Origin of the sequence: Imbroritus primus (assembly GCF_964332355.1) — a bacterium.
Taxonomy (GTDB): Bacteria; Pseudomonadota; Gammaproteobacteria; order Burkholderiales; family Burkholderiaceae; genus Imbroritus; species Imbroritus primus.
The window spans coordinates 803334-826439 of record NZ_OZ201293.1 but is presented as its reverse complement, the minus strand read 5'-3'; the positions used below and the strand labels follow the sequence as shown (position 1 = coordinate 826439).

At 64.8% G+C, this 23106-nt stretch carries 21 protein-coding genes; 14 read left to right on the top strand and 7 right to left on the bottom strand.

From position 1 onward, the window contains the following. Nucleotides 1-2: 2 nt before the first annotated feature. The 7 genes from ACQ3C8_RS03725 to ACQ3C8_RS03695 all read left to right on the top strand — a co-directional run bounded on the left by ACQ3C8_RS03725 (nucleotide 3) and on the right by ACQ3C8_RS03695 (nucleotide 5646). On the top strand, nucleotides 3-578 hold the full coding sequence (locus ACQ3C8_RS03725; protein WP_428852512.1) for an RDD family protein: 576 nt from the start codon (nucleotides 3-5) through the stop codon (nucleotides 576-578). Nucleotides 579-584: 6 nt separating this feature from the next. Then, on the top strand, nucleotides 585-1568 hold the full coding sequence (locus ACQ3C8_RS03720) for an esterase/lipase family protein (protein WP_428852511.1): 984 nt from the start codon (nucleotides 585-587) through the stop codon (nucleotides 1566-1568). Between the two features lie 72 nt (nucleotides 1569-1640). Further along, entirely contained in the window at nucleotides 1641-2633 is a 993-nt protein-coding gene (locus tag ACQ3C8_RS03715; RefSeq protein ID WP_428852510.1) for a UDP-2,3-diacylglucosamine diphosphatase, read from the top strand. A gap of 68 nt (nucleotides 2634-2701) precedes the next feature. Then, nucleotides 2702-3736, top strand: a complete 1035-nt coding sequence (locus ACQ3C8_RS03710; protein ID WP_428853024.1) for a glycosyltransferase family 4 protein — start codon at nucleotides 2702-2704, stop codon at nucleotides 3734-3736. A gap of 34 nt (nucleotides 3737-3770) precedes the next feature. Beyond that, complete coding sequence (locus tag ACQ3C8_RS03705; protein WP_428852509.1) at nucleotides 3771-4202, top strand: diacylglycerol kinase; 432 nt, start codon at nucleotides 3771-3773, stop codon at nucleotides 4200-4202. 131 nt (nucleotides 4203-4333) lie between these two features. Next, nucleotides 4334-5065, top strand: coding sequence for a TetR/AcrR family transcriptional regulator (locus ACQ3C8_RS03700; protein WP_428852508.1), 732 nt, complete (start codon nucleotides 4334-4336; stop codon nucleotides 5063-5065). Beyond that, nucleotides 5062-5646, top strand: coding sequence for a TIGR00730 family Rossman fold protein (locus tag ACQ3C8_RS03695; RefSeq protein ID WP_009521954.1), 585 nt, complete (start codon nucleotides 5062-5064; stop codon nucleotides 5644-5646). Before ACQ3C8_RS03700 ends, ACQ3C8_RS03695 begins: the two co-directional genes overlap by 4 nt. Before the next feature lie 67 nt (nucleotides 5647-5713). Here ACQ3C8_RS03695 and ACQ3C8_RS03690 read toward each other — a convergent pair whose 3' ends face one another. The 3 genes from ACQ3C8_RS03690 to ACQ3C8_RS03680 form a co-directional block, all read right to left on the bottom strand. Then, nucleotides 5714-6334 carry a DUF924 family protein gene (locus ACQ3C8_RS03690; RefSeq protein ID WP_428852507.1) on the bottom strand — a complete coding sequence of 207 codons (621 nt, stop codon included), beginning with the start codon at nucleotides 6332-6334 and terminating at the stop codon, nucleotides 5714-5716. Further along, a complete protein-coding gene (locus ACQ3C8_RS03685) occupies nucleotides 6321-6731 on the bottom strand; it encodes a group II truncated hemoglobin (protein ID WP_428852506.1) in 411 nt (136 codons plus the stop codon). The genes ACQ3C8_RS03690 and ACQ3C8_RS03685 overlap by 14 nt, the downstream gene beginning before the upstream one ends. A 182-nt stretch (nucleotides 6732-6913) precedes the next feature. Beyond that, nucleotides 6914-7720 (bottom strand): extracellular solute-binding protein, encoded by an 807-nt coding sequence (locus tag ACQ3C8_RS03680; RefSeq protein WP_009521951.1) that lies wholly within the window; start codon nucleotides 7718-7720, stop codon nucleotides 6914-6916. A gap of 118 nt (nucleotides 7721-7838) precedes the next feature. Here ACQ3C8_RS03680 and ACQ3C8_RS03675 point away from each other — a divergent pair, with 118 nt between their 5' ends. The 6 genes from ACQ3C8_RS03675 to ACQ3C8_RS03650 all read left to right on the top strand — a co-directional run bounded on the left by ACQ3C8_RS03675 (nucleotide 7839) and on the right by ACQ3C8_RS03650 (nucleotide 15830). Next, nucleotides 7839-8927, top strand: coding sequence for a substrate-binding domain-containing protein (locus ACQ3C8_RS03675; RefSeq protein WP_428852505.1), 1089 nt, complete (start codon nucleotides 7839-7841; stop codon nucleotides 8925-8927). A gap of 103 nt (nucleotides 8928-9030) precedes the next feature. Further along, nucleotides 9031-9621, top strand: coding sequence for a DUF4126 domain-containing protein (locus ACQ3C8_RS03670; RefSeq protein WP_428852504.1), 591 nt, complete (start codon nucleotides 9031-9033; stop codon nucleotides 9619-9621). Beyond that, the gene (locus ACQ3C8_RS03665) at nucleotides 9618-12206 is read left to right on the top strand and encodes an ABC transporter permease (protein WP_428852503.1); all 2589 of its coding nucleotides are present in this window, start codon (nucleotides 9618-9620) and stop codon (nucleotides 12204-12206) included. The genes ACQ3C8_RS03670 and ACQ3C8_RS03665 overlap by 4 nt, the downstream gene beginning before the upstream one ends. Nucleotides 12207-12287: 81 nt before the next feature. Further along, the gene (locus tag ACQ3C8_RS03660; RefSeq protein ID WP_428852502.1) at nucleotides 12288-13340 is read left to right on the top strand and encodes an adenosine deaminase; all 1053 of its coding nucleotides are present in this window, start codon (nucleotides 12288-12290) and stop codon (nucleotides 13338-13340) included. Next, entirely contained in the window at nucleotides 13337-14662 is a 1326-nt protein-coding gene (guaD, locus tag ACQ3C8_RS03655; RefSeq protein WP_428852501.1) for a guanine deaminase, read from the top strand. Before ACQ3C8_RS03660 ends, guaD begins: the two co-directional genes overlap by 4 nt. Nucleotides 14663-14762: 100 nt before the next feature. After that, nucleotides 14763-15830, top strand: coding sequence for an acyltransferase family protein (locus ACQ3C8_RS03650; protein ID WP_428852500.1), 1068 nt, complete (start codon nucleotides 14763-14765; stop codon nucleotides 15828-15830). A gap of 51 nt (nucleotides 15831-15881) precedes the next feature. Here ACQ3C8_RS03650 and ACQ3C8_RS03645 read toward each other — a convergent pair whose 3' ends face one another. From ACQ3C8_RS03645 to ACQ3C8_RS03635, 3 genes are read right to left on the bottom strand one after another with little or no spacing between them, the layout of a single operon-like run. Beyond that, the gene (locus tag ACQ3C8_RS03645; protein WP_428852499.1) at nucleotides 15882-16817 is read right to left on the bottom strand and encodes a dimethyl sulfoxide reductase anchor subunit family protein; all 936 of its coding nucleotides are present in this window, start codon (nucleotides 16815-16817) and stop codon (nucleotides 15882-15884) included. Between the two features lie 28 nt (nucleotides 16818-16845). Next, entirely contained in the window at nucleotides 16846-17547 is a 702-nt protein-coding gene (locus ACQ3C8_RS03640) for a 4Fe-4S dicluster domain-containing protein (RefSeq protein ID WP_009521943.1), read from the bottom strand. 45 nt (nucleotides 17548-17592) lie between these two features. Next, on the bottom strand, nucleotides 17593-20502 hold the full coding sequence (locus tag ACQ3C8_RS03635; protein WP_428852498.1) for a molybdopterin-dependent oxidoreductase: 2910 nt from the start codon (nucleotides 20500-20502) through the stop codon (nucleotides 17593-17595). A 233-nt stretch (nucleotides 20503-20735) separates the two neighbouring features. Between ACQ3C8_RS03635 and ACQ3C8_RS03630 the strand changes: the two genes are divergently transcribed. After that, entirely contained in the window at nucleotides 20736-21656 is a 921-nt protein-coding gene (locus ACQ3C8_RS03630) for a LysR family transcriptional regulator (protein ID WP_428852497.1), read from the top strand. A gap of 24 nt (nucleotides 21657-21680) precedes the next feature. Here the strand turns inward: ACQ3C8_RS03630 and ACQ3C8_RS03625 are convergent, their stop codons facing one another. Beyond that, nucleotides 21681-23000, bottom strand: a complete 1320-nt coding sequence (locus ACQ3C8_RS03625; protein WP_428852496.1) for an MFS transporter — start codon at nucleotides 22998-23000, stop codon at nucleotides 21681-21683. Between the last annotated feature and the right edge of the window lie 106 nt (nucleotides 23001-23106).

Genomic DNA, 23106 nt, shown 5'->3' with positions numbered 1-23106 from the left:
TCATGGCCAAACCCCGCCGCGCCCCGCGCCGATCCCCGGCTCCTGCTTCGCCAACACCCTCGCCCGCGCCGTCGTCCGACAGTGCCGCGACCCCGACCATCAAGCGCCGGCTGGCCGCCCTGATCTACGAATCGATGTTGCTATTCGCGATCGTGTTCGCGGCTGGCTTCCTCTTCTCGACACTCACGCAGCAACGCCATGCCCTGCAATACCGGCACGCGCTGCAAGCCTGGCTGTTTTTCGTGCTGGCGATCTATTTCATCTGGATGTGGTGCAAGAGCGGCCAGACGCTGGCCATGAAAACCTGGCACATCCGCCTGGAAAATCGCGCGGGCGGCACGATCAGCCTGTGGCAGGCACTGCTGCGCTACCTGCTGGCATGGATCTGGGTCCTGCCGGCACTGGCGCTCGATGCGGTGCTGGGGCTGCAGGGCTGGGCCAGCCTTGGCGTCTTTTCGGCCGGCATCGTCTTGTACGCCGCCACCGCCTGGCTCGATCCGCAGCGCCAGTTTCCGCACGACCGACTGGCCCAAACCCGGCTGGTCCTGCGGCGCCCGCCGCCCAAGACGAAACGCTGAACCGCCATGTCGGCCGGCGCCATCGCGGTACGGCAGATTGCCGTCGCTCTCCAACTGGCCGCGACCTCAGGCACGGCTGCCGCGCTGTGGCGCTGGCTGGGATGGCCGCTCCCCCTGGCTGCCAGCATTGCCATACTGGCGTACGTTTTCCTGTTCGCCTTGTCGGTAGGATTGGCCTTCCTGATCACCTTGCATGGCCTTGGCGTACCACCTGCCGCCCGCCCCCGCCTGCCCGCGCACCTTCCCCTACCGGCTCCACTCAGCACTGCGGCCGCCGGTCGTTGCTGGTGGCGCGAATGTGTCGCGGTCTGGCGTATGTTCAATTTCGTCCAGCCCTTTCGCAGCGGCCGCGCCTGGCCGTCGGCCGCTGCGCCCCACGCGGCTCTCCCGCCGTTGCTGCTGATTCATGGTTACGGCTGCAACCATGCCGTGTGGCAGGATCTCCAGCCGAAACTGGCGCACGCCGGCTACCGTTGCGAATGGCTTGATCTGCATCCGCTGCTCGGCGATATCGATGACTATGGCCGGCAGATTGCCGACCACGCAGCACGCGTGCACGCCCGTTATGGCCAGGCGCCCATCCTGCTCTGCCACAGCATGGGTGGACTGGCGGGGCGCGCAGCGCTGCGTGTCGGACGCCACGCCGATGGCGGCACGCGCATCGCCCATCTCGTCACGCTCGGCACACCACACCAAGGCACCGCGCTGGCCCGCCACGGGCAGGGATGCAATGCGCGCCAGATGCGCTGCGGCAGCCACTGGCTTGCCCAGCTGGCACGCGAAGAGACACCGGATGAGCGCGCCCGCATCACCTCGATCTTCTCCTGGCATGATTCCATTGTCGGCCCTCCGGGTACCGGCTGGCTCGACGGCGCGCAGCACCTCCCGCTGAGCGGCCTCGGACACGTGTCGCTTCTCACGGAAAACCTCGCCCACGAGACCGTGCTGTCCGCACTCGCCAGGCTGCACGCGCCACAACACGTCATGTGACATTCATCGCAGCGTCACGCTGGCGTCATTTGCGGCTGGCTAAATCCGGGCAATGACACTCCGGATCGATCCATGGCGCTGCCTGCCAAGCTGAGCTCAAGCATCGTCACTGCCCTGCTGCCGACCAGCAGCCGCAAGGCGGTCCCGCCGACCGCGCAGGAACCGCCCGCCCCAACCGCACCGCAACCGCCCGCCGCACCGGCACACACAGTGCATCAGTACCGCGCCATCTGGGTCTCCGATGTCCATCTGGGCACGGCCGGCTGCCAGGCGCACTTCCTGCTCGACTTCCTGAAGCACAACGAATCCGACACCCTGTACCTGGTCGGCGACATCATCGATGGCTGGCAGCTACGCAAAGGCTGGTACTGGCCGCAAGCGCACAACGACGTGGTGCAGAAGATCATGCGCAAGGCGCGCAAGGGCACGCGCGTGATCTACGTGCCGGGCAACCACGATGAAGCAGCGCGCCAGTTCAATGGCCTGGCCTTCGGCGACATCGAGGTACATGAAGATTTCGTCCACGTGACCGCCACCGGCCGCCGCTTGTGGGTCACGCACGGCGATCTGTTCGACAGCGTGATGCAGCATGCGCGCTGGCTCGCCTACGTGGGCGACTCGCTGTACACCGTGATCCTCGCGCTGAACCGCTACTTCAACCAGATCCGCATTCGCTGCGGGTTTTCGTACTGGTCACTGTCGCAGTTCCTCAAGCACCAGGTGAAGAACGCGGTGAGCTATATCAATTCCTTCGAGCGCGCCATGATCGAAGAGGCGCGCCACCGCGGTTGCGAAGGCGTGATCTGCGGCCACATCCACAAGGCCGAGATCCGCGAGATCGACGGCCAGCTGTATTGCAACGACGGCGACTGGGTCGAAAGCCTGTCCGCGCTCGTCGAAACCCTGGAAGGTGAACTCAAGATCGTCTACTGGACCGAACTGCGCGACCCTCCGGTCGCCATGAGCCGCCGCGCACGGCGCAGCAGTCAACGTAGCAGCCAGCACGCCAACCAATCCATCGACCAGGCAATCCCACAGGACGTCCGCCCGACCGAACCGGTCTGAGGACACTCGAGAACGCTTCAGAACGATACGCGGCCCGGCGCCGCAACAGAGGAGATACCGTGAACATCATGATCGTCACCGACGCATGGGAGCCGCAGGTCAACGGCGTCGTGCGCACCCTGACCTCGACCGTGCGCGAACTGAAACACATGGGGCACACGATCGACATGATCACCCCGCTCGAGTTCAGGACCGTACCCTGCCCGACCTATCCGGAAATCGCGCTATCGCTGTTCCCCAGCCGCAAGGTGCACGCGCGCATCGCCAGCTTTGCGCCGCACGCCCTGCACATCGCCACCGAAGGTCCGCTCGGTCTCGCGGCACGGCGCTACGCCATCCGCCATAAGCTGCCGTTCACCACCGCCTACCACACACGTTTTCCCGAGTACGTGCAGGCGCGCTTCGGCATTCCCCTGAGCTGGACCTACCGCTTCCTGCGCTGGTTTCACGGCCCCGCAAAAGCCGTCATGGCGCCCACGCCCGTGGTATTGCAAGATCTGCAGGCCTACGGCATCACCAACGGCGTACTGTGGACACGCGGTGTCGATCTCGACGTCTTCGTCCCGCAGAAGGCCAACGTGCTCGACTCCGCGCACCCGATCTTCCTCTACGTGGGACGCGTCGCCATCGAGAAGAATGTCGAGGCCTTTCTCGCGCTCGACCTGCCCGGTTCGAAATGGGTGGTGGGCGATGGCCCCGCGCTGCCGGCGCTCAAGGCGCGCTACCCGAACGTCAACTATCTTGGCGTGCTGAGGCAACCCGAGCTTGCCAAGGTGTACGCCTCGGCCGATGTCTTCGTCTTCCCCAGCAAGACCGATACTTTCGGCCTCGTGCTGCTGGAAGCGCTCGCCAGCGGCCTGCCGGTGGCCGCCTATCCGGTGACCGGGCCGATCGACGTGCTCGGCGATTCGCATGCCGGCGCCATGCGCGAGGACCTGCGCGAGGCCTGCCTGGAAGCGCTGCGCATCGACCGCGCGACGGCACGCGCGCACGCCGAGCGGTTCTCGTGGCGCACCGCCTCGGAGCAGTTCGCCAACCACCTGCGTCCGGTGGAAGAGACGCGTGCCGAGACCCTCGCGGCGCAAGGCTCCACACCGGCCTGACCGTGCGCTCCCCAGCCCAACTCCACGCCTACGCATGAGCGCTCCCAAGCCACCGCCGGACCAGTATTCGGCGGACCAGAATCCCTACAAGCACAATCGCGGACTGACACGCGCGTGGCATGCCGCGAAGAATTCGCTAAGCGGCATCCGCTTCGCCATTCACGAAGAAAGCGCCTTTCGCCAGGAGCTTACGCTGTGCCTGATCCTGCTGCCATGCGCATTCGTGGTGCCCGCCACGGTGGTGGAGCGCATCCTCATGCTCGGCACGCTGGTCCTCGTGCTGATCGTCGAACTGCTGAACTCGAGCGTCGAGGCCGCGGTCGACCGCATTTCGCTGGAACACCACGGGCTGTCCAAACGCGCGAAGGATTTCGGCAGCGCCGCCGTGATGCTCGCGCTTATCCTGTGCGGCGGCACCTGGGCCGCGGTGGCCGGGCCATGGCTGTGGCATCTCTGGCGGACCTAGCACCAGCCAGTTGCGGCTGAGCGGCTGATGGACGCGTCGCCGCCTGCGGCGCCGGCGTCCACTCGCCGGGTGCCATGATGGCGATCTCTTATAATCGCGGCATCATCTTCTCCCGGCCACCGCGAAGCCTCATGGAAAACAAGCCCTCAGCCGCGTCCGCTACCCCGAGCGGCCCGCGCCGCACACGCGACAGGATCCTGGCCGTGTCGCTTCGCCTGTTCAATGACCTGGGTGAACCGAACGTCACGACCACGACCATTGCAGAAGAAATGGAGATCAGCCCCGGCAATCTCTACTACCACTTCCGCAACAAGGACGACATCATCAACTCGATCTTCGCCGGCTTCGAGCAGGAGATCGAACGGCGCCTCAAGCTGCCGAGCGACCACAAGGCCACGCTCGACGAAACCTGGGGCTATCTGCAGTACATGTCGGAGTTCCTGTGGAACTACCGTTTCCTGTATCGCGACATCAATGACCTGCTGGCGCGCAACCGCCTCGTCGAAATCAACTTCAAGCGCATCGTCGAGCAGAAGAAACGCTTCGCCATGGACATGTGCCAGGTGTTCATCGCCGATGGCGAGATGGACATCACGCCCCAGCAGCTCGATGCCGTATGCACCAACATCGTCGTGGTCGCTACCTACTGGCTGAGCTTCCAGTTCGTGCAGCAGCCGCGCAAGTACAACGACCCCGAAGCGATCCGCGCCGGCCTGCACGGCGGCAGCTATCACATCCTCTCCATCCTCGCGCCATATCTGCGCGGCAAGCAGCGCGCCGCCTACGACCGGCTGGCCGCCGCATACGCGGCCTCGCTGGCCGCCGGAACCACAGCCGCTCCCGCTTCCCGTACCACGCCATGAAATCGATCTGTGTCTATTGCGGCGCCCGGCCGGGCGCACGTCCCGCCTATGCCGAACATGCCAAGGCGCTCGGGCGCACACTCGCCGAACGCGGCATCACGCTGGTATATGGTGGCGGCAATGTCGGCCTGATGGGCATCATCGCCGATGAAGTCATGCGCTGTGGCGGCGAGACCGTGGGCATCATCCCGGAAGCGCTGATGAAGAAAGAGATCGGCCATGCCGGCCTCACCGAGCTGCATGTCGTGAGCAGCATGCACGAGCGCAAACAGATGATGGCGGACCGGTCGGATGGTTTTATCGCCATGCCCGGCGGCATCGGTACGTATGAGGAACTGTTCGAGACCTTCACGTGGCTGCAGCTCGGCTATCACACCAAGCCGATCGGCCTGCTGAATGTCGAAGGCTTCTACGATGGCCTGCTGAGTTTCCTGCGCCACGCCTGCGACGAAGGGTTTATGCAGGCGGCCCATGCCGGCCTGCTACGAGTATCCCCCGACCCCGGCCAGCTCGTCGACCAGTTGGCCCAGTGGCAGCAGCCGCGCGTGGACCGCTGGGAACAGGCGCGCGAGCAGATCTGACGATACACACGGCGGCTTACACGGCAAGCCGCACAGGCAGGCACAGGCTCAGCTGCCTGCGGCATCCCTAGAACGATGAACCTGGCTGCGCGAGAAACGCCTGTTCCTCGAGCGTCGAGCTGCGGCCCAGGATGGCATTGCGATGCGGGTACCGCCCAAAGCGCACGATCACGTCGCGATGCAACCGTGCCCAGTGCAGCACCTCGCCCATCCCTGCCGCGGCATCCGTCTCGTCGCGCAACTGCGTGAACAGGCGGATCGCCTCATCCTGGCTGACCAGCGACTCGTCATGTTCGAACGGCATGTAGCAGAACTGGCGGTGATACGGCGTCGGCAAGGCTCGATCCGCGGCGTGCGCCACCATCTCACGCGCGGCACGCAGCGCCAGCGCATCGGTGGCGAATGACTCGGGCTGGCCACGGAACATGTTGCGCGACAACTGATCGGTCACGATGATGTAGGCACAGATCCCTTCTGGCGTGGCGCGCCAGTCCTCGCAGGCTCCGGCGCGGACCTGCTGCCAGGTGGCGAGGAAGCGTGCGCGGATCAGCGCATCGGTGGCGTCCGACTTGGTGAACCACAGCGGACGTACGTGGTTCCATTCCAGCGAGTCAGGCGTGCCAAACCAGAAATCGAGCACCGCCTGCGCGGCTGCCGGCACCGGCGTGGCGGCATCAGCGGGGCACATTGCGCATCCAGTCAGCCGTCTTGAGAAAACCGTCCATCAGGCGCATCTGCAGCGGCTCGGGCACGTTCTGGTCCTGCATCGCCAGCGCCATGCAGCGCACCCACTGATCGCGCTCGGCGATACCGATCTCATACGGCAAATGGCGCGCCCGCAGCATGGGATGCCCAAAGCGGTCGACGAAATGATTGGGACCGCCAAGCCAGCCGCACAGGAACCAGAAAAGCTTGTCGCGCGAGCCGTCTAGGGTGGTCGGGTGCATGGCCCGCAAAGGTGCGAATTCTGGTTCGAGATCCATCAGATCGTAGAACCGGTCGACCAGGTCGCGTACCTTCTGCTCACCGCCAATCAGGTCGAAGGCAGTGACGTCGGTGGAAGCAGGGGTGGAATCGGAAGTCATGGCAGCAAGGAAACACGGAATACCACGATGGTATCAGCATCGCGGCAGACGGTGCCCCACGCGCCCTTGCCGCGACCTGAGGAGGCTGGCGGCAAGGCAAGGCGGTAAGGGATCGGATGCGGTCAGAACGTCGATCGTTGCTTGATCGCAATTTGATCGTCACCCGGGCTGCCGGGGAGAGATTACTTGGCCGACGGGAAAAACAACTGCTGGCCCTCCACCTTGAAATCGGCGATGGCAGCCTGCCCCTCCTTCGACGTGATCCACTCGATCAGCTTCATCGCATCAGCATGCTTGACCGACGGATGCTTGGCCGGGTTCACGGCGATGATGCCGTAAGGATTGAACATGCGCTTGTCACCCTGCAGCGCGATATCGAGGCCAGTGCGCGCCTTGTACGCGCCATACGTGGCCCGGTCGGTCAGCGTATAGGCCTGCATCTCACCCGCCATGGTCAGCACCTCGCCCATCCCGAGACCGGCGTTGACGTACCACGGCTGGCCCTTGGGCTCGATGCCGGCAGTCTTCCAATAACCTTTTTCCATCACGTCGGTACCGGAGTTGTCGCCGCGCGAAATAAAGCGCGTCTTGGTGGCGGCGATCTTCTCGAAACCCTTGATCACATCCTTTTCGCCGCGCAGCTTGGCGGGGTCGGATACGGGGCCGACCACGATGAAGTCGTTGTACATCACGTCGCGGCGATTCACGCCGAAGCCGTCGGCCACGAATGCGTCCTCCTGCTTGCGCGCGTGCACGAGGATCACGTCGACGTCGCCCGCTTCTCCCAGCTTGATGGCCTTGCCGGTACCGACCGAGATCACATTGACCTTGACGCCGGTCGCCGCTTCGAACTTGGGCAGGAGCACCTTGAGCAGACCGGAGTTTTCCGTGCTGGTGGTGGTCGCCATGCGGATCTCGGCGGCCTGGGCGGCCACGCCGACAGCCAGCAGGCCCAGCGTCGCCACGGTTCGTTTGATCCAGGTTTTCATATCTCTCCCCAAGTTATGAAATAGACAACATAATTGCTTCTATTTGCACTTTGCAACAGAATGCGTGGGCAGATTGTTGCCGCCAAAAACAATGATGTAAATATGATATCGACCACATATGACGTTCCGTTTTGAACTCTTTCCTGTGATCAGCCAGGACGACAATCCGCGTGCCAACGGCAAACTGTTCAAGCTGCTGCGGGCCGTGCGCGAAACCGGTTCGCTGCACCAGGCGGCGCCCGGCGTCGGCCTCTCCTACCGGCATGCCTGGGGCATCATGCGCACCTGGGAAGAAACGCTCGGACGCAGCCTGCTGGACATGGAGCGCGGGCGCGGCGCGAGCCTCACCACCTTCGGCGAGCGCCTGCTGCGCGCCGAAACCCGGCTGCACGACGAACTGACACCCGCCATCCAGCAGGCCCTGCTGCATTTCCTCAATGAGCTGGAAGATGCCGCCAAGCCGGAAAAGGTCATCCGCTTCTCGGGCAGCCACGATCCGGCGGTCGAGTTGCTGGCCAACGTCCTCGGCAAGACGACCGGCGCGCCCGATCTCGACACAGTGTTCTGTGGCAGCGTGGAAGGCCTGATCAGCCTGCAGGAAAAGCAGTGCGAACTCGCCGGCGTCTATGTCTCTCCGGTGCAGGCCGCCGGCTCGGTGGCCCACCTGACGCTGCGCAAGTGGATGAAGCCGAACGCCATCCGCCTGATCCGCGTGGCCGACCGCGAGCAGGGACTGATCGTCAGCCCACGCTATGTCACGCAGATCCATACGCTCGCCGATCTCGCCAGGACCCGCGCCACTTTCGTCAACCGCCAGCGTAGTTCCGGCACGCGCATGCTGTTCGATCAGTTGCTGGCCAGCCATGGCCTGTTCCCCGACGAGATCGCAGGCTACGACAACCAGGAGTTCAGCAACGAACGCGTCGCGCAAGCCGTCGCCGAGGGCCGTGCGGACGTCGGCTTCGGCCTGCGCGTGAATGCCGAGGCGCTTGGCCTCGGTTTCGTGCCGATGACGCGCGAGGACTACTTTCTCGCCATCCGCCGCCACGACCATCTGGCGGCGTGGGTGCGGCAATTGCTGGAGGTCATCAGCTCCCCGGACTTCGCTGCGCAGATCGCCCGCTTGCCCGGCTATTCCGCCAATCCGGCGGCCAGCGTCCTGACGCCGGAAGAAGCCCTGCCCTGGTTCGACGGCAACACGCGCTGACTTCCCACGCGGAACGTCCGCGGCAAAGTATGTTCCAATGCCAGTTCGGACGTCCCGCATGCCGCATGCATGCCGGGCGCCTTCTGTTCACTGGAGCCTGACCATGCTCGAAACCGCGGCGCTGGGCGCCGGGCTCTCCTGGGCCAGCGGCATTCGCCTGTATTTCACCGTCCTGCTGGCCGGGCTGCTGGCGCGCTTTGGCGTGCTCGAGCTGCCCGACAGCCTGCGCGTGCTGACCTCGGATTGGGTCCTCATCGCCGCAGGCGTTCTTACCGTCGCGGAATTCGTCGCGGACAAGGTACCGGCCTTCGACTCCGTCTGGGATGCCGTGCACACCTTCATCCGCATTCCGGCCGGTGCGATCCTCGCCGCGGGCGCCTTCGGCCAGCTCGCGCCTGAGTGGACCATCGTCGCCGGCCTCGTCGGCGGCACGCTGGCCGGGGTCTCGCACGCTGCGAAAAGCGGCACGCGCGCCCTGCTCAACACGTCGCCCGAACCGTTTTCCAACTGGACCGCCTCCGCCGTGGAGGACGTCGCCGTGCCGGGCAGCCTGCTCCTGGCCATCTTCACACCAGTCCTGTTCTTCTGCCTGCTGCTGGTCGCCCTGATCGCCGCATTCTGGCTGCTGCCCAAGCTGTGGCGCGGCGTGCGCGGCATCTACCAGCGACTGGTCCGACGCTTTCCGCAACGATGACTGCTTCCGCTCCGACTTCCCGCCCATCCTCCGCACCCGCGCCGTCCGGCAACTTCTCCGCACTCGCCCACGGCTGGCGCATGGCGCGCCGCGACTGGCGCGCCGGTGAGCTGAACCTGCTGCTGTTCGCCATCGTGCTCGCCGTGGCCGCGCTGACCAGCGTGAGCTTCCTGTCGGACCGCATGCGCCTCGGCCTGGAGCGCGATGCCCGCAACCTGATCGGCGCAGATGTAGTGATCGTGGCCGACACACCGCTGGATGCCGCCTTTGCCGAGCGCGCCCGCGCGGATGGCCTGCAGCTTGCGCGCACGGCCGCGTTCCCGAGCATGGCCACGGTCGAACAGCACGGCGGCAATCCCGACGATGCCCCCGCGCGGCTCGCCTCGCTCAAGGCCGTGGAGCCGGGCTACCCGCTGCGCGGCACGCTGGAAACGACTGCCGACCTCGCCACGGACGGCGCGCCGACACGCGACACCCCGGCGCCCGGTACTGTCTGGGTCGATCGCGCGCTGCTCAGCGCCCTCAACCTGAAGATCGGCGATGCCCTGCTCCTCGGCACGCGGCGCTTCACCATCGACCGGGTCATCACGCGCGAGGACGACCGCGGCACCGGCTTCATGAACTTTGCGCCGCGCGTCATGCTGCCGATGGCCGACCTTCCCGCCACGGGCCTGATCGGCTACGGCAGCCGCGTCACCTATCGCCTGCTGGTGGCTGGCGAGACTGCAGCGGTGGCACGCTACCGCGCCTGGGCCGAAGGCGAAATTGATGCTCGCAAGCTGCGCGGCGTCCGCCTTGAATCGTTGGAATCAGGCCAACCGCAGATGCGCCAGACACTCGACCGCGCAGAGCGTTTCCTGTCGCTGGTGGCCCTGCTGGCCGCGATGATCGCCGCCGTCGCCATCGCCATGGCCGCGCGGCGCTACATGCAGCGCCACACCGATGCCTGCGCCATCTACAAATGCCTTGGGCTGCGGCGGCGCGACATCCTGCTCGGATTTGCCGTCGAGTTCCTGCTGGTGGGCCTTGGCGCGGCACTGTTGGGCGTGGCGCTCGGCTACGCCTCGCATTACGTGCTGCTGCTGTCGCTGGGCGACCTGATGAAGATCAGCCTGCCGCAACCCTCGTTGTGGCCCGCGCTCAGTGGCCTGGCTTCCGGCCTGGTACTGCTCGCCGGCTTCGCCATGCCGCCGCTGCTCGCGCTGACGCGCGTCGCCCCACTGCGCGTGCTGCGCCGCGATGTCGGCGCACCGCCGGTGTCCGCATGGCTGGCCTACGGCCTGGGTCTCGGCGCCTTCACTGGCCTGCTGCTGGTGGCGGCGCGCGATCTCAAGATGGGCGCGCTCACTGCAGGTGGCTTCCTTGCCGCAATGCTGATCTTCGCCGTGCTGGCAGCTGTGCTACTGACCGTCCTGGGGCGCGTCCTGCGCGGCCGGCGCATTCCGCTCGGGTGGCGCTTTGCGCTCGCCGTCGTCGAACGCCGACGGGGCATCACCGTGCTGCAGACGGTGGCCCTCGCCATCGGCCTGATGGCCCTGCTGCTGCTCGGCATCACGCGCCACGACCTGGTCAACGCGTGGCGCAGCGCTACGCCGGCGGACGCACCAAACCGCTTCATCATCAACATCCAGCCCGACCAGCGCGCACCGCTCCAGGCCACGTTGCAGAACGCCGGCCTGCGCGACGGCATCCTGTTTCCGATGATTCGTGGCCGCCTCACGCACATCAACGACAAGGCAGTCGACCCGGACGCCTACCAGGAAGACCGCGCCCGCCGCCTGGTGGACCGCGAATTCAACCTGTCCTACGGCGCCGAACTGCCCGCGCAGAACAGCATCATCGCCGGCCGCTGGTTTGCCGCGGGTGTACCGAATGTGCGAGAAGCCTCCATGGAAGAAGGCATCGCCACCACGCTCGGCGTCAAGCTCGGCGACCGCCTGCGCTTCGATATCGCCGGACAAACGGTGGAGGCGCCTGTCACCTCGCTGCGCAAGCTGGACTGGAGTTCGATGCGCGTCAACTTCTTCGTGATCTTCAGCCCGGCGGCCATGCAGAACATGCCGGAAACCTGGATCACCGCCTTCCACCTGCCGCCCGCGCAGGCAGCACTCGACAACTCGCTGATCCATGACTATCCGAACATCACCATCGTCAATACCGAACTGATTCTGCGACAGGTGCAGGCCATCCTCGACCAGGTGATCGCCGCCGTCGAGTTCCTCTTCCTGTTCACGCTCGCCGCCGGCATCGTGGTACTGTACGCCGCGCTTTCAGGCGCGCGCGACGAACGCCGCCGCGATGCCGGACTGCTGCGCGCGCTCGGCGCCTCGGGTGCGCTGGTGCGGCAGATCCAGGTGGCTGAATTCCTCATCGTCGGCGGACTGGCCGGGCTCATGGCCGGCGGCGGCGCACTGACCATCGGCTGGGCACTGGCGAATTTCGTCTTCGAATTTCCGTACCACTTCAACCTCTGGATACTGCCGGCCGGCATCGCGGCTGGTATGCTGTGCGCCTTTGCCGGCGGCTGGCCCGGATTGCGCGAGGTGCTGCGCCAGCCGGCATTGGCGACGCTGCGCGAAGGTTGAAGCCGGCGGGGCAGGCCACGCGCGCACCCGCGCCATGCCTGCCCCGCACGATCGCCACGCCACACGGGAGATTGCCACGCCATGACGCCATCGCTGACCGACCAAATCTGCTCCAGCCCCAAGGCGGAACTGCACATGCATATCGAAGGCTCGCTCGAGCCCGAACTGATCTTCGCCCTGGCACAGCGCAATGGCGTCAGCCTGCCGTATCCGTCGGTGGAAGCGCTGCGTAGCGCTTATGCCTTTACCGACCTGCAATCGTTTCTCAACATCTACTATGCCGGCGCAAGCGTACTGCTGACCGCGCAGGACTTCTACGACATGACCATGGCCTATGTACAGCGGGCCTTAGCCGACAACGTGCGTCATGCCGAGATCTTTTTCGATCCACAAACCCATACGGCACGCGGCGTCGAGCTGGGCGTGGTGTTCGACGGCATCGGGCGGGCGCTGGACGATGCGCGTGCGCAACACGGTTTGTCGAGCGCGCTGATTCTCTGCTTTCTGCGGCACCTGCCGGAAGACGATGCCATGGCGACACTGGAGGCAGCGCTGCCCTACCGCGACCGCTTCATCGGCGTGGGACTCGATTCGTCGGAGCGCGACCATCCACCGGCCAAGTTCGCACGCGTCTTCGCGCGCTGCCGCGCCCTCGGCTTCCGGCTGGTCGCGCATGCAGGCGAAGAGGGTCCGGCCGACTATGTGCGTGATGCGCTCGATATCCTGCAGGTCGAGCGCATTGACCACGGCGTGCGCGCCATCGACGACGATGCCCTGGTGGCGCGCCTGGCGCGGGAACGCACTCCGCTCACGGTCTGCCCGCTCTCCAACCAGAAGCTCGGCGGCTATCCCGACCTGCGCCAGCATTCACTCAAGCGGCTGCTGGATGCCGGCGTCGTCATCACATTGAACTCCGATGACCCGGCCTATTTCGGCGGCTATATGAACGCCAATTGGCTGGCAGCCTGCACGGCGCTCGATCTCGATGCCGACGATGCCTGGCGGATGGCCCGCAACAGCTTCGAGGCCGCATTCCTTCCCGCAGCCGAGAAGCGCGCCTTCCTGGACGACGTTGACCGCCACTGGCAACGTGCTGCAGCGGCACTACCTGCATCCACACCACCTGTCGCATGACCATCCCGCCGTTTCCTTCGCGCGCTTCCAGCGGCATGCATGCCTATCGCGGCCGCGTGCTGCACTTTCTCGGCGATCCGCAATTTGATCCGCAGGCCCATGCCTGCTGGGACGACGGGCTGCTGATCGTAGCCGATGGCAAGGTCGTCAATGCGGGGGATGCCACGCAACTCCTGCGCACGCTGCCGCCGGGCACTACTGTGACCGACTATCGCGGCAAGTGGATCGTACCGGGATTCATCGACACCCACGTGCATTACCCGCAGACCGACATCATCGCCTCGCCGTCGCCGGGCCTGCTGCACTGGCTGGATACCTACACCTTTCCGGAAGAACAGCGCTTTGCCGATGGCAACCATGCCACCGGCGTCGCCAGTTTCTTTCTCGATACCCTGCTGCGCCACGGCACCACCAGCGCCATGGTCTGGAGCACCGTGCACAAGGTGTCGGCAGAGGCCCTGTTCACCGAAGCAGCCCGCCGCGACATGCGCCTGATCACCGGCAAGGTGCTGATGGACCGCAACTGCCCGGACGCGCTGCGTGACACGGCCGAGAGCGGCGCCCGCGATTCGGCGGACTTGATTGCGACATGGCACGGCACGCAGCGCCTTGCCTACGCGCTGACGCTGCGCTTCGCCCCGACCTCAAGCGATGCCCAGTTGGCCGCCTGCGGCGAGCTCGCGCAGCAGCATCCCGATGTTTTCATCCAGACCCATGTCGCAGAAAACCACGACGAGGTTCGCTGGGTCGCGGAGCTGTTCCCGGATGCGCGCAGCTATCTCGATGTTTACGACCGCGCCGGCCTGCTGCGCAAGCGGGCGGTTTACGGCCATGCCATCCATCTCGATGATGGCGACCGCCAGCGCCTGGCCGAATCGGGTGCCGCCGTGGCACATTGCCCGACCTCCAACCTGTTCCTCGGCAGCGGCCTGTATGACTTCCATGCCAGCGATGCCCACCGCCTCGCCCTGACGCTGGCGACCGACGTGGGCGGCGGTAACAGCTTCTCGATGCTGGGCGTCATGAACGAAGCGCACAAGGTTGCACGCCTGGGTGGCTACCACTTGAGCGCACTGCGCATGTTCTACCTGGCCACGCGCGGGGCTGCCGAAGCCTTGGGATGGGCCGACCGCATCGGCAGCTTTGCGCCGGGCTGCGAGGCCGACTTCATCGTGCTCGATCCGCACTGCACACCATTGCTGGTCCGCCGCAGCGCCCATTGCCAGACGCTCGAGGAACACCTGTTCGCGCTGGCCCTGCTCGGCGATGAACGTGCCGTGCACGCAACGTATCTGCAAGGGATGCGTGTGCATCAGGCATAACCCGGCACAGGACGCACAAGATGCGTCCGTGGACAAGCAGACTCTTCAGGAATAGCCTTTGCGCTTCGATGCCGGACAGGCATCCCCGCCAGCCGCTCCCATGACTTCCCGTTCCGGCAACCTGTTCTTCGTCGACCTGATCAAGGTCTTCGCCGCCCAGCTCATCATCCTCCACCACCTCGCCTTCTACGGGCCGATGTCGGATCTTGCCGCGCCGCTGGCGCCCAACCTGATGGCATGGCTGAGCGAACATGGGCGCATGGCAGTCCAGGCTTTTCTCGTTGTTGGCGGATTTCTCGCGGCCCGCAGCCTGGCACCCGATGGCGCGGCAACCTTCACCAACCTGCTGATCGTTGCCCGCAAACGCTACCAGCGGCTGTTGCCGCCCCTGGTCGCAGCTCTGCTGATCTGCATCGCCTGCTCGGCCGTGGCCCGCGCCTGGATGACGCACGACTCGATCCCCGCCGCGCCGACGTGGCTGCAAGTGGCGACCCATCTCGTGCTGCTGCAGGACATTCTCGGGGTCGACGCGCTGTCGGCGGGCGTCTGGTATGTCGCCATCGATTTCCAGCTGTACGTGCTGCTGGCCGGCCTGCTGTGGCTCGGGCGGCGCATCGGCGGATCACCCCTGTTCGCGCCGCGCATGACGCTGCTGCTGGTGATCGCGTCGCTGTACAACTTCAATCTGGAACAGGGATGGGACAGCTGGGCGCTGTATTTTGCCGGCGCCTACGGACTTGGCGCGCTGGCCTACTGGAGCCTGCGCGAGCAGGACTGGCTGGAGCGCCTGGCGGTGCTCATCGTGGTGACGGGAATCGCGCTGGAGGTGGAATTCCGCGAGCGCATCGCAGTAGCACTGGCTGTAGCGGTCCTCCTGATCGTGGCCATGCGGCCACGCGCGCTCGCCATCAACGGCCGTATGGCGCGGACGCGCCTGGGGCAGGCCATCACGTGGCTGTCCGTGCGGTCCTATCCAGTGTTTCTGGTGCACTTCGCGGTATGCCTGCTGGTCAACGCGCTCTTTGTCCGCCTGGACATCGATGCGCCGCTGTTCAATCTGGCAGGGATGGGATTGGCGTGGCTGGCCAGCAATGCGGCCGGCGCGGCACTGCATGCCACGCTGGCCTGGTTGCCGTGGCAGCGCGCAGCCCATGCTGGAGCAACCTGAAGGGGGACCTGGAGGGCGACCTGACGGGCGCCCGCGCGGTCAACTCATGGGTCAGGAAACGACCTGGTAGTAGATGTTCTGCGGGTGGTTGGCCTGGGCAAAGAACACCCAGCGCTCGGCGATCAGGCCGACGTACTGCACCACCACCGCAAGACCCAGCAGCGCGACGCTATCCTGGTACCAGCTCAGCAACAGCAACAGTGCCGGCACGACAAAGCCCAGCAGCATCATGGTGGCACGGGCACGTGTCACGAAAGCCATGCTCTTGCCGTGGAAGAATTCGCGCGTATTGAACGAGCCGCCCATTGCGCCCTGCGCCTTTTGCTGGATGCGCGGATTCTTGATGCCAATAGCCGACTGGACGGTCGACTTCGGCTTGAGCTGCGCATTGCGGCGCAGGCTGATCAGGCGCACCACGGCCGCCACCACGATGGCGATGATCGCCAGCGGGATCCACAGTCGCACTTCAGGCTGCGTCACACCGAAGAAGAACGCGGCGAGCGTGAAGCCCGAGGCCAGGCCGATCAGGTTGTAGTTGGCAATGGTCAGCGGATGCGCCCATTCCTGCAGAAAACGCAGGCAGGCGTAGATCATCGCGGTGCAGTACCACAGCGCGAAGGTGAGCACGAAGCCCACGATCGACAGCCACTGCACGGCCGGCGAGCCAAACCAGTGCGCCACGCTCCAGAAGAAGATGGCGGCCATGGTCGCCGGCATGACGATGACCTCGCGCGACATCCACGAGGTGCGCCACATGGCGGCAGCGCGCCAGGCGCGCATCTTCTGTCCGAGGTGGAAGAACGAGGCGAACAGGCCGATGCCGATAAACACCAGCGAGACCGCACCGCCCGCGGCGAACTGCGCGGGCGAGACGACCGGCTGTTCAGCGGAAGCGGTCAGCCATTGCGTGATCAGCAGGGCGATGAACAGCCCCTGGCCGAAACCGGCCGTCACGGTAAAGATCAGGATGGAAGGTGCGGCGTGCATGTGCGTGCTCGATTCTTCAGTGGTTCAATCAGTGGTTCGAAGCCGACTGGCGGCGCGTCGTTTTTTCGGCAGCGTCGAGGGTTGCCTGCTGGGGCGCATCACCCACGGCCTGGCGGATCTCGCGCGGCAGGTAGTGGTTGGCCGGCTGCGTATCCCATTCGGGCATCAGCTGGTAACCGCCACGCTCGGCGATGGCCTTCGACACTTCCGATTCCGGATCATGCACGTCGCCAAACAGGCGGGCGCTGGTCGGACAGGCCAGCACGCACGACGGCTTGCGTTCGGCTTCGGGCAGGGTCGGGCTGTAGATGCGGTCCACGCACAGCGTGCACTTGGTCATCACCTGCTCTTTCTCGTCGAGTTCGCGCGCGCCGTACGGGCAGGCCCACGAACAGTACTTGCAGGCGATGCACTTGTCGTAGTCGACCAGCACGATGCCGTCTTCCTTGCGCTTGTACGAAGCACCGGTCGGACACACCGGTACGCACGGCGGCTCTTCGCAGTGCAGGCAGCTCTTGGGGAAGTGCACCGTCTGGGTGTTGGGGTACTGGCCAACCTCAAAGGTCTGCACACGGTTGAAGAACGTACCGGTCGGATCGGCGCCGTACGGATTTTCATCCGCCAGCGGGCCGGCCGAACCGCTGTCGTTCCACTGCTTGCAGTTGGTCACGCAGGCATGGCAGCCAACGCAGACGTTGAGGTCGATAACTAGGGCGAGTTGCTTGGACATGATTCTTTCCTGAAGACTTGGCGGCTGAGCGGCGTTGAACGACGCTTAACGGCGCAGCAGGCGGCGCAGCAGGTTATTGCCCGTACCGGGCAGCGGCTCCATCGGCGCGAACTGCGGGTAGCTCTCCGCAGGTTCATCTGCAGCGGCAGGACGGATCGACACGCGCACGTCGTACCAGGCAGCCTGCCCCGTGATCGGATCGCTGTTCGATACCGTGCCGCCGCCGTTGGCCGGCAGTTCCTCGGAAATCAAGTGGTTCAGCAGGAAGCCCTTGCGGCTCTCGTCCGCATCGTCGGTCAGGCGCCATGCGCCCTTCGACTTGCCAATGGCGTTCCAGGTCCAGACCGTGCCGGGTTCCACGGCTTCCGAATAGCGCGCCAGGCAGCGCACCTTGCCCCACTGGCTCTCCACCCACATCCAGCCGCCGTCCTCGATGCCGGCCGCCTTGGCGGTGACCGGATTGACGTGCAGGAAGTTGTGGCTGTGGATCTGGCGCAGCCAGGCGTTCTGCGAATCCCACGAGTGGTACATGGCCATCGGCCGCTGCGTCACGGCATTGAGCGGATAGCGTTTGAGGTCCGTAGCAGCTTCTTCAAGCGGCGCATAGTAGAACGGCAGCGGATCGAAGTAATGCTCCACGCGCTCGCGCGACAGTTCCGGCGGACGACGGCCGGGCCACTTGCCCTGTGCCGCGAGGCGGAATTTCTGCATGACGTCGGAGTACAGGTGGATCACTACCGGATCGCTCGAGCCGCGGAAGCCCGCGCCAGCGGCGAACTCCAGGTAGCCTTTGTTCCAGTTACGCATGTACTGGTGCTCGGGCGGCGTCACGTAGTGGAAGACGCAGTTGTTCTTGGCGTACATCTCCCACTGGTTCGGGTTCGGCTCGCCACGCAGGGACTTGCTGCCATCCTTGCCGCGCCAGCCGGCGAGGAAACCGATGCCCGAGCCGGGCGCGGTTTCGAAGTTGACCACGAAGTCTTTGTAATCCGCATACTTGCGCGTGCCTTCCGGCGTGGTGAAGGCCGGCAGCTTGAGGCGCGAGCCGAGTTCCACCAGCATGTCCTGGAACGGACGCACGTCGCCGGTCGGCGGTACCACGGGAATGCGCACTGCATCGACAAGGCCATCGTACTCGGAGATCGGACGATCGAGCACGCTCATTGCGTCATAGCGCTCGAGGTAAGTGGTGTCCGGCAGAATGAGGTCGGCGTAGGCCGTCATCTCGCTCTGGAAGGCATCGCACACCACGATGAACGGGATCTTGTACTCGCCGTTCTCGTCGCGGTCGTTCAGCATCTTGCGGACTTCGCTGGTGTTCATGGTGGAGTTCCACGCCATGTTCGCCATGAAGATCAGCAGGGTATCGATGCGGTACGGGTCACCGCGCCACGCATTGGTGATGACGTTGTGCATCAGGCCGTGCGCCGACAGCGGGTGATCCCACGAGAAGCCCTTGTCGATGCGGATCGGGCTGCCGTCCACGTCCACCGCCAGGTCGTCCGGGGTCGCCGGGAAGCCGAGCGGCACGCCGTTCAGCGGCGTGTTCGGCTTGATGTCGTCCCACGACTTGGGCGTCTTGACGTTAGGCGGAATTTCCTTCGGATACGGTGCCTTGTGGCGGAAGCCGCCCGGGCGGTCGATGGTACCGATCAGGCTCATCACGATGGCGAGCGAGCGGATCGTGTGGAAGCCATTGCTGTGCGCCGCGAGACCGCGCATCGCGTGGAACGCGACCGGACGGCCCTGCACGGACTTGTGCGTCTTGCCCCAGCTGTCGGTCCACTCGATCGGCAGTTCGAAGGCCTGCTCCTTGGCCACCGTACCGATCTCGCGGGCCAGCTGCTCGATGCGCGCGGCGGGAATGCCGGTGATCTCGGCCGCCCATTCCGGCGTGTAGGTCGCGTGGCGCTCCTTCAGCAGCTGGAACGCAGTCTTGACCGGCAGGCCGTTGGGCATCTGGTACGCACCCTCGAGCGTCGGCTCGACGCCTTCGCCATACACCGAAGCCGGCTGGTTGGTGCGGGCATCCCACACCCACTTGTTGTGCGGGTACGCGGCATTGAGCGGATCGCCATCCGGATCCATCACGAACAGGCCGTGCTCGGCGTGCGACGGGTCATCGTTGACCAGTTGCGGGCCGTTGGTATAGCGCTTGGTGAAGTCGTGGTCGATCAGGTTGTCGCGGATCAGGACATGCGTGATGGCCATCAGCAGCGCACCGTCGGTGCCCGGCTTGATCGGGATCCATTCGTCCGCGATGGCAGAGTAGCCGGTACGCACCGGATTGATCGACACGAAACGGCCGCCCGAACGCTTGAACTTGGAGATAGCGATCTTGAGCGGATTGCTGTGGTGGTCTTCCGCCGTGCCGAGCATGATGAACAGCTTGGCGCGGTCGAGATCCGGACCGCCGAATTCCCAGAACGAACCGCCGATCGTGTAGATCATGCCAGCGGCCATGTTGACCGAGCAGAAGCCGCCGTGCGCCGCGTAGTTGGGCGTACCGAAGTTGCGCGCGAACAGGCCGGTCAGGGCCTGCATCTGGTCACGGCCGGTGAACAGCGCGAAACGCTTGGGATCCGTCGCGCGGATCTTGCCGAGGCGCTCGGTCAGGATGCTGAAGGTTTCTTCCCACGAGATCGGCTCGAACTGGGCATCGCCACGAGCTGCATTGGCCTTGCGGCGCAGCGGCTGCGACAGGCGCGCGGGCGAGTACTGCTTCATGATGCCCGAGCCGCCCTTGGCGCAGATCACGCCCTGGTTCAGCGGGTGATCCGGGTTGCCTTCGATGTAGCGCACCTCGCCTTCTTTCACGTGCACGCGGATGCCGCAGCGGCAGGCGCACATGTAGCAGGTGGTGTTGTGGGTCGTGGCGCCGCCATTCCGGTCCTCGGTGATCGAGATCGGATCATAGATCGGCGTGACGCCTGTGGTCGTGGTCGTGGGGGGCATATCGTGTCTCGCTTATCAGAAGCACTGTCCAAATGAAGCGAAACCGTACGGGGAGACATTCTTGGGTGTCCGCCCGTTCATCGCGGCTGGGGTGCCGGCGAGGCCAGAATCATTTCGAAAGCGCTTCTTATGCCAGTGATGGCTACTTTGGGTGGATGTTATGACATGCTCAACCATTTGAATAGTTACGTTTTTAGATACAAAATATAGGTTCAACTTATATATAAAACGCCATGACACCCGACCAGCTCCTGACCTTCGCAATGGTGGCCCAGCACCGCAATATCAGCCGTGCCGCCCAGCTGCTGCACCTCTCCCAGCCGGCGGTATCCGGGCAACTGCGCCTGCTGCAGGAATCGCTGGGCGAACCCCTGTACCACCGCGAGGGGCGTGGCATCGAACTGACACCCACCGGCCAGCAACTGGCGCAATATGCCCAGCGCGCGCAGGCCGCCTATGCCGAGGCGCAGGCCTTCCGGCGCGCGCTCAAGGGCATCGAGGCCGGCACGCTGCGCCTCGGCGCCAGTACCACGCCCGCCAGTTATGTATTGCCCTACCTGGTGGCGGACTTCCATGGCCGCCATCCGGGCATCCGCATCGAGATGCTCGACGGCAACACGGCGGAAATCATGCGCGAGATCACCGAGCTCGATATCGCCTTCATCGAAGGCGGCGTGCCCGCCAACCTCTCGCCGGAAATCGGGGTCTATCCGTGGCACCGCGACAACATCGTGGCCATCGTGCCCAACACGCACCCGCTGGCGCGTACCGGCACCGTGTCGGTCCCGCTGGAAACGCTGGCGAGCTACCCGCTGATCTGGCGTGAGCCGGGGTCGGGGGTGCGTCAGGTCGTGGAAGATGCGTTCGCGGCCCGTGGCCTGGAAGCGCGGATCGCCCTCGAGCTGGCAGGCGTCGAGGGCGTGAAGGAGGCGGTGCGGGCTGGCATGGGTATCGGCTTCGTGTCAGCCATGTCGATGCGACATGGTGACGATATCCTCACCAGCCTCGCCATCCGGCCGGCTGCGCTGCTGAGCCGCCAGTTCAGCATTCTGGTGCCGAATGCTGCCAGCGGCGGCTCGCATGCGAGCCGGGCCTTCCTGGCACTGAGTCAGGCCGGCCTGCCGGCCGGCATTCCACCAGCCAGGCAGGGTTGACCGGGATCAGCCCCGGTCACCGGTTCAGGCGCGTGCCGGGACGACACCCTCGACCGGCTTGCTGCGGCCGATGGCGGCTGCACACAGGGCGGAGACGATGCCCGCGAAGGCCACGTACATACAGACTTGCCACGGATCGCCGTTACCGGTCTTCAGCAGCGCCGTCGCGATCATCGGTGTGATACCCGAGGCGAAGATGCCCGAGAACTGGTACACGAACGAGATACCCGTATAGCGGACGCTCGCGTCGAACAGTTCACAGAACAGTGCAGCTTCCGGACCGTACACCGAGGCGTACAGGATGCCGAACGGAATCACGATGGACAGCCACAGCACCGTGACGTTCTCCGGATTGTTCATCATGAGCCAGAAGGCCGGGAACGCCGAGAACGCGGTAATCAGCGAACCCCAGAAGTACACGCGGGTACGGCCCACCTTGTCGGACAGGTGACCGAAGAACGGGATGAAGAAGATCATCACGATTGCCGCGGCCATCACGCCGATCAGCGCATCGGTACGGCTGATCTTGATGGTCTGCGTCAGGTACGTGATCGAGAACACACCGAAGATGTTGAAGAACACACCGTCGATATAACGCGCGCCCATGCCCTTCAGCACGTTGCCCGGATAGCGCTTGATCATGTCCATGAAGGGAATCTTGGTCTCGGCATTGGTTTCCTTGACCTTGGTGAATTCCGGCGTTTCCTTCACATGCAGGCGGATGTAGGTACCAACGAACACCATACCGGCCGACAAGATGAAGGCGACACGCCAGCCCCACGACAGGAACTGCTCGTCGGTCAGCGAGTAAGACAGCAGGCCCACCACGCCCGAGGCCAGGCACAGGCCGATGGCCAGGCCCACCTGCGGCAGCGATGCATAGAAGCCGCGGCGTTCCTTCGGCGCATATTCATACGCCATCAACACCGCACCGCCCCACTCGCCACCCAGGCCGATACCCTGGAAGATCCGCAGCACCAACAGCAGGATCGGCGCAGCAATGCCGATCTGCTCGTAGGTCGGCACCAGGCCGATCAGGAAAGTGGCGATGCCCATGATCATGAGGGTCATCACCAGCATGCTCTTGCGACCGATCTTGTCACCGAAGTGACCGAAGATCACGCCGCCCAGCGGACGCGTCACGAAGCCGACGGCAAACGTGGCGTACGCCAGCAGCGTCGAGATCAGCGGGTCGCCGGCCGGGAAGTACAGCTTGTTGAACACGATGCCGGCGACCACGCCGTACAGGAAAAAGTCGTACCACTCGATGGTCGCGCCGATCACCGAGGACGATACGACCTTGCGGATGGCCTTTTCATTGTGTGTTGCTTGATGGTTTGACATGTCGTCTCCTCAAACCGGGTGGTTGAATGGCCCTGTTTTAATTCTGAATACCGTCAGGGCGTACTTCTCGCCCGGCACAGGGGTATGCGTGCCGGGCAAAAACAGT

Bases quoted from the DNA above. Each gene is read 5' to 3' on its own strand.
- ACQ3C8_RS03725 (WP_428852512.1), top strand. From the start codon at position 3: ATGGCCAAACCCCGCCGCGCCCCGCGCCGATCCCCGGCTCCTGCTTCG.
- ACQ3C8_RS03720 (WP_428852511.1), top strand. From the start codon at position 585: ATGTCGGCCGGCGCCATCGCGGTACGGCAGATTGCCGTCGCTCTCCAA.
- ACQ3C8_RS03715 (WP_428852510.1), top strand. From the start codon at position 1,641: ATGGCGCTGCCTGCCAAGCTGAGCTCAAGCATCGTCACTGCCCTGCTG.
- ACQ3C8_RS03710 (WP_428853024.1), top strand. From the start codon at position 2,702: ATGATCGTCACCGACGCATGGGAGCCGCAGGTCAACGGCGTCGTGCGC.
- ACQ3C8_RS03705 (WP_428852509.1), top strand. From the start codon at position 3,771: ATGAGCGCTCCCAAGCCACCGCCGGACCAGTATTCGGCGGACCAGAAT.
- ACQ3C8_RS03700 (WP_428852508.1), top strand. From the start codon at position 4,334: ATGGAAAACAAGCCCTCAGCCGCGTCCGCTACCCCGAGCGGCCCGCGC.
- ACQ3C8_RS03695 (WP_009521954.1), top strand. From the start codon at position 5,062: ATGAAATCGATCTGTGTCTATTGCGGCGCCCGGCCGGGCGCACGTCCC.
- ACQ3C8_RS03690 (WP_428852507.1), bottom strand. From the start codon at position 6,334: ATGTGCCCCGCTGATGCCGCCACGCCGGTGCCGGCAGCCGCGCAGGCG.
- ACQ3C8_RS03685 (WP_428852506.1), bottom strand. From the start codon at position 6,731: ATGACTTCCGATTCCACCCCTGCTTCCACCGACGTCACTGCCTTCGAC.
- ACQ3C8_RS03680 (WP_009521951.1), bottom strand. From the start codon at position 7,720: ATGAAAACCTGGATCAAACGAACCGTGGCGACGCTGGGCCTGCTGGCT.
- ACQ3C8_RS03675 (WP_428852505.1), top strand. From the start codon at position 7,839: ATGACGTTCCGTTTTGAACTCTTTCCTGTGATCAGCCAGGACGACAAT.
- ACQ3C8_RS03670 (WP_428852504.1), top strand. From the start codon at position 9,031: ATGCTCGAAACCGCGGCGCTGGGCGCCGGGCTCTCCTGGGCCAGCGGC.
- ACQ3C8_RS03665 (WP_428852503.1), top strand. From the start codon at position 9,618: ATGACTGCTTCCGCTCCGACTTCCCGCCCATCCTCCGCACCCGCGCCG.
- ACQ3C8_RS03660 (WP_428852502.1), top strand. From the start codon at position 12,288: ATGACGCCATCGCTGACCGACCAAATCTGCTCCAGCCCCAAGGCGGAA.
- guaD (WP_428852501.1), top strand. From the start codon at position 13,337: ATGACCATCCCGCCGTTTCCTTCGCGCGCTTCCAGCGGCATGCATGCC.
- ACQ3C8_RS03650 (WP_428852500.1), top strand. From the start codon at position 14,763: ATGACTTCCCGTTCCGGCAACCTGTTCTTCGTCGACCTGATCAAGGTC.
- ACQ3C8_RS03645 (WP_428852499.1), bottom strand. From the start codon at position 16,817: ATGCACGCCGCACCTTCCATCCTGATCTTTACCGTGACGGCCGGTTTC.
- ACQ3C8_RS03640 (WP_009521943.1), bottom strand. From the start codon at position 17,547: ATGTCCAAGCAACTCGCCCTAGTTATCGACCTCAACGTCTGCGTTGGC.
- ACQ3C8_RS03635 (WP_428852498.1), bottom strand. From the start codon at position 20,502: ATGCCCCCCACGACCACGACCACAGGCGTCACGCCGATCTATGATCCG.
- ACQ3C8_RS03630 (WP_428852497.1), top strand. From the start codon at position 20,736: ATGACACCCGACCAGCTCCTGACCTTCGCAATGGTGGCCCAGCACCGC.
- ACQ3C8_RS03625 (WP_428852496.1), bottom strand. From the start codon at position 23,000: ATGTCAAACCATCAAGCAACACACAATGAAAAGGCCATCCGCAAGGTC.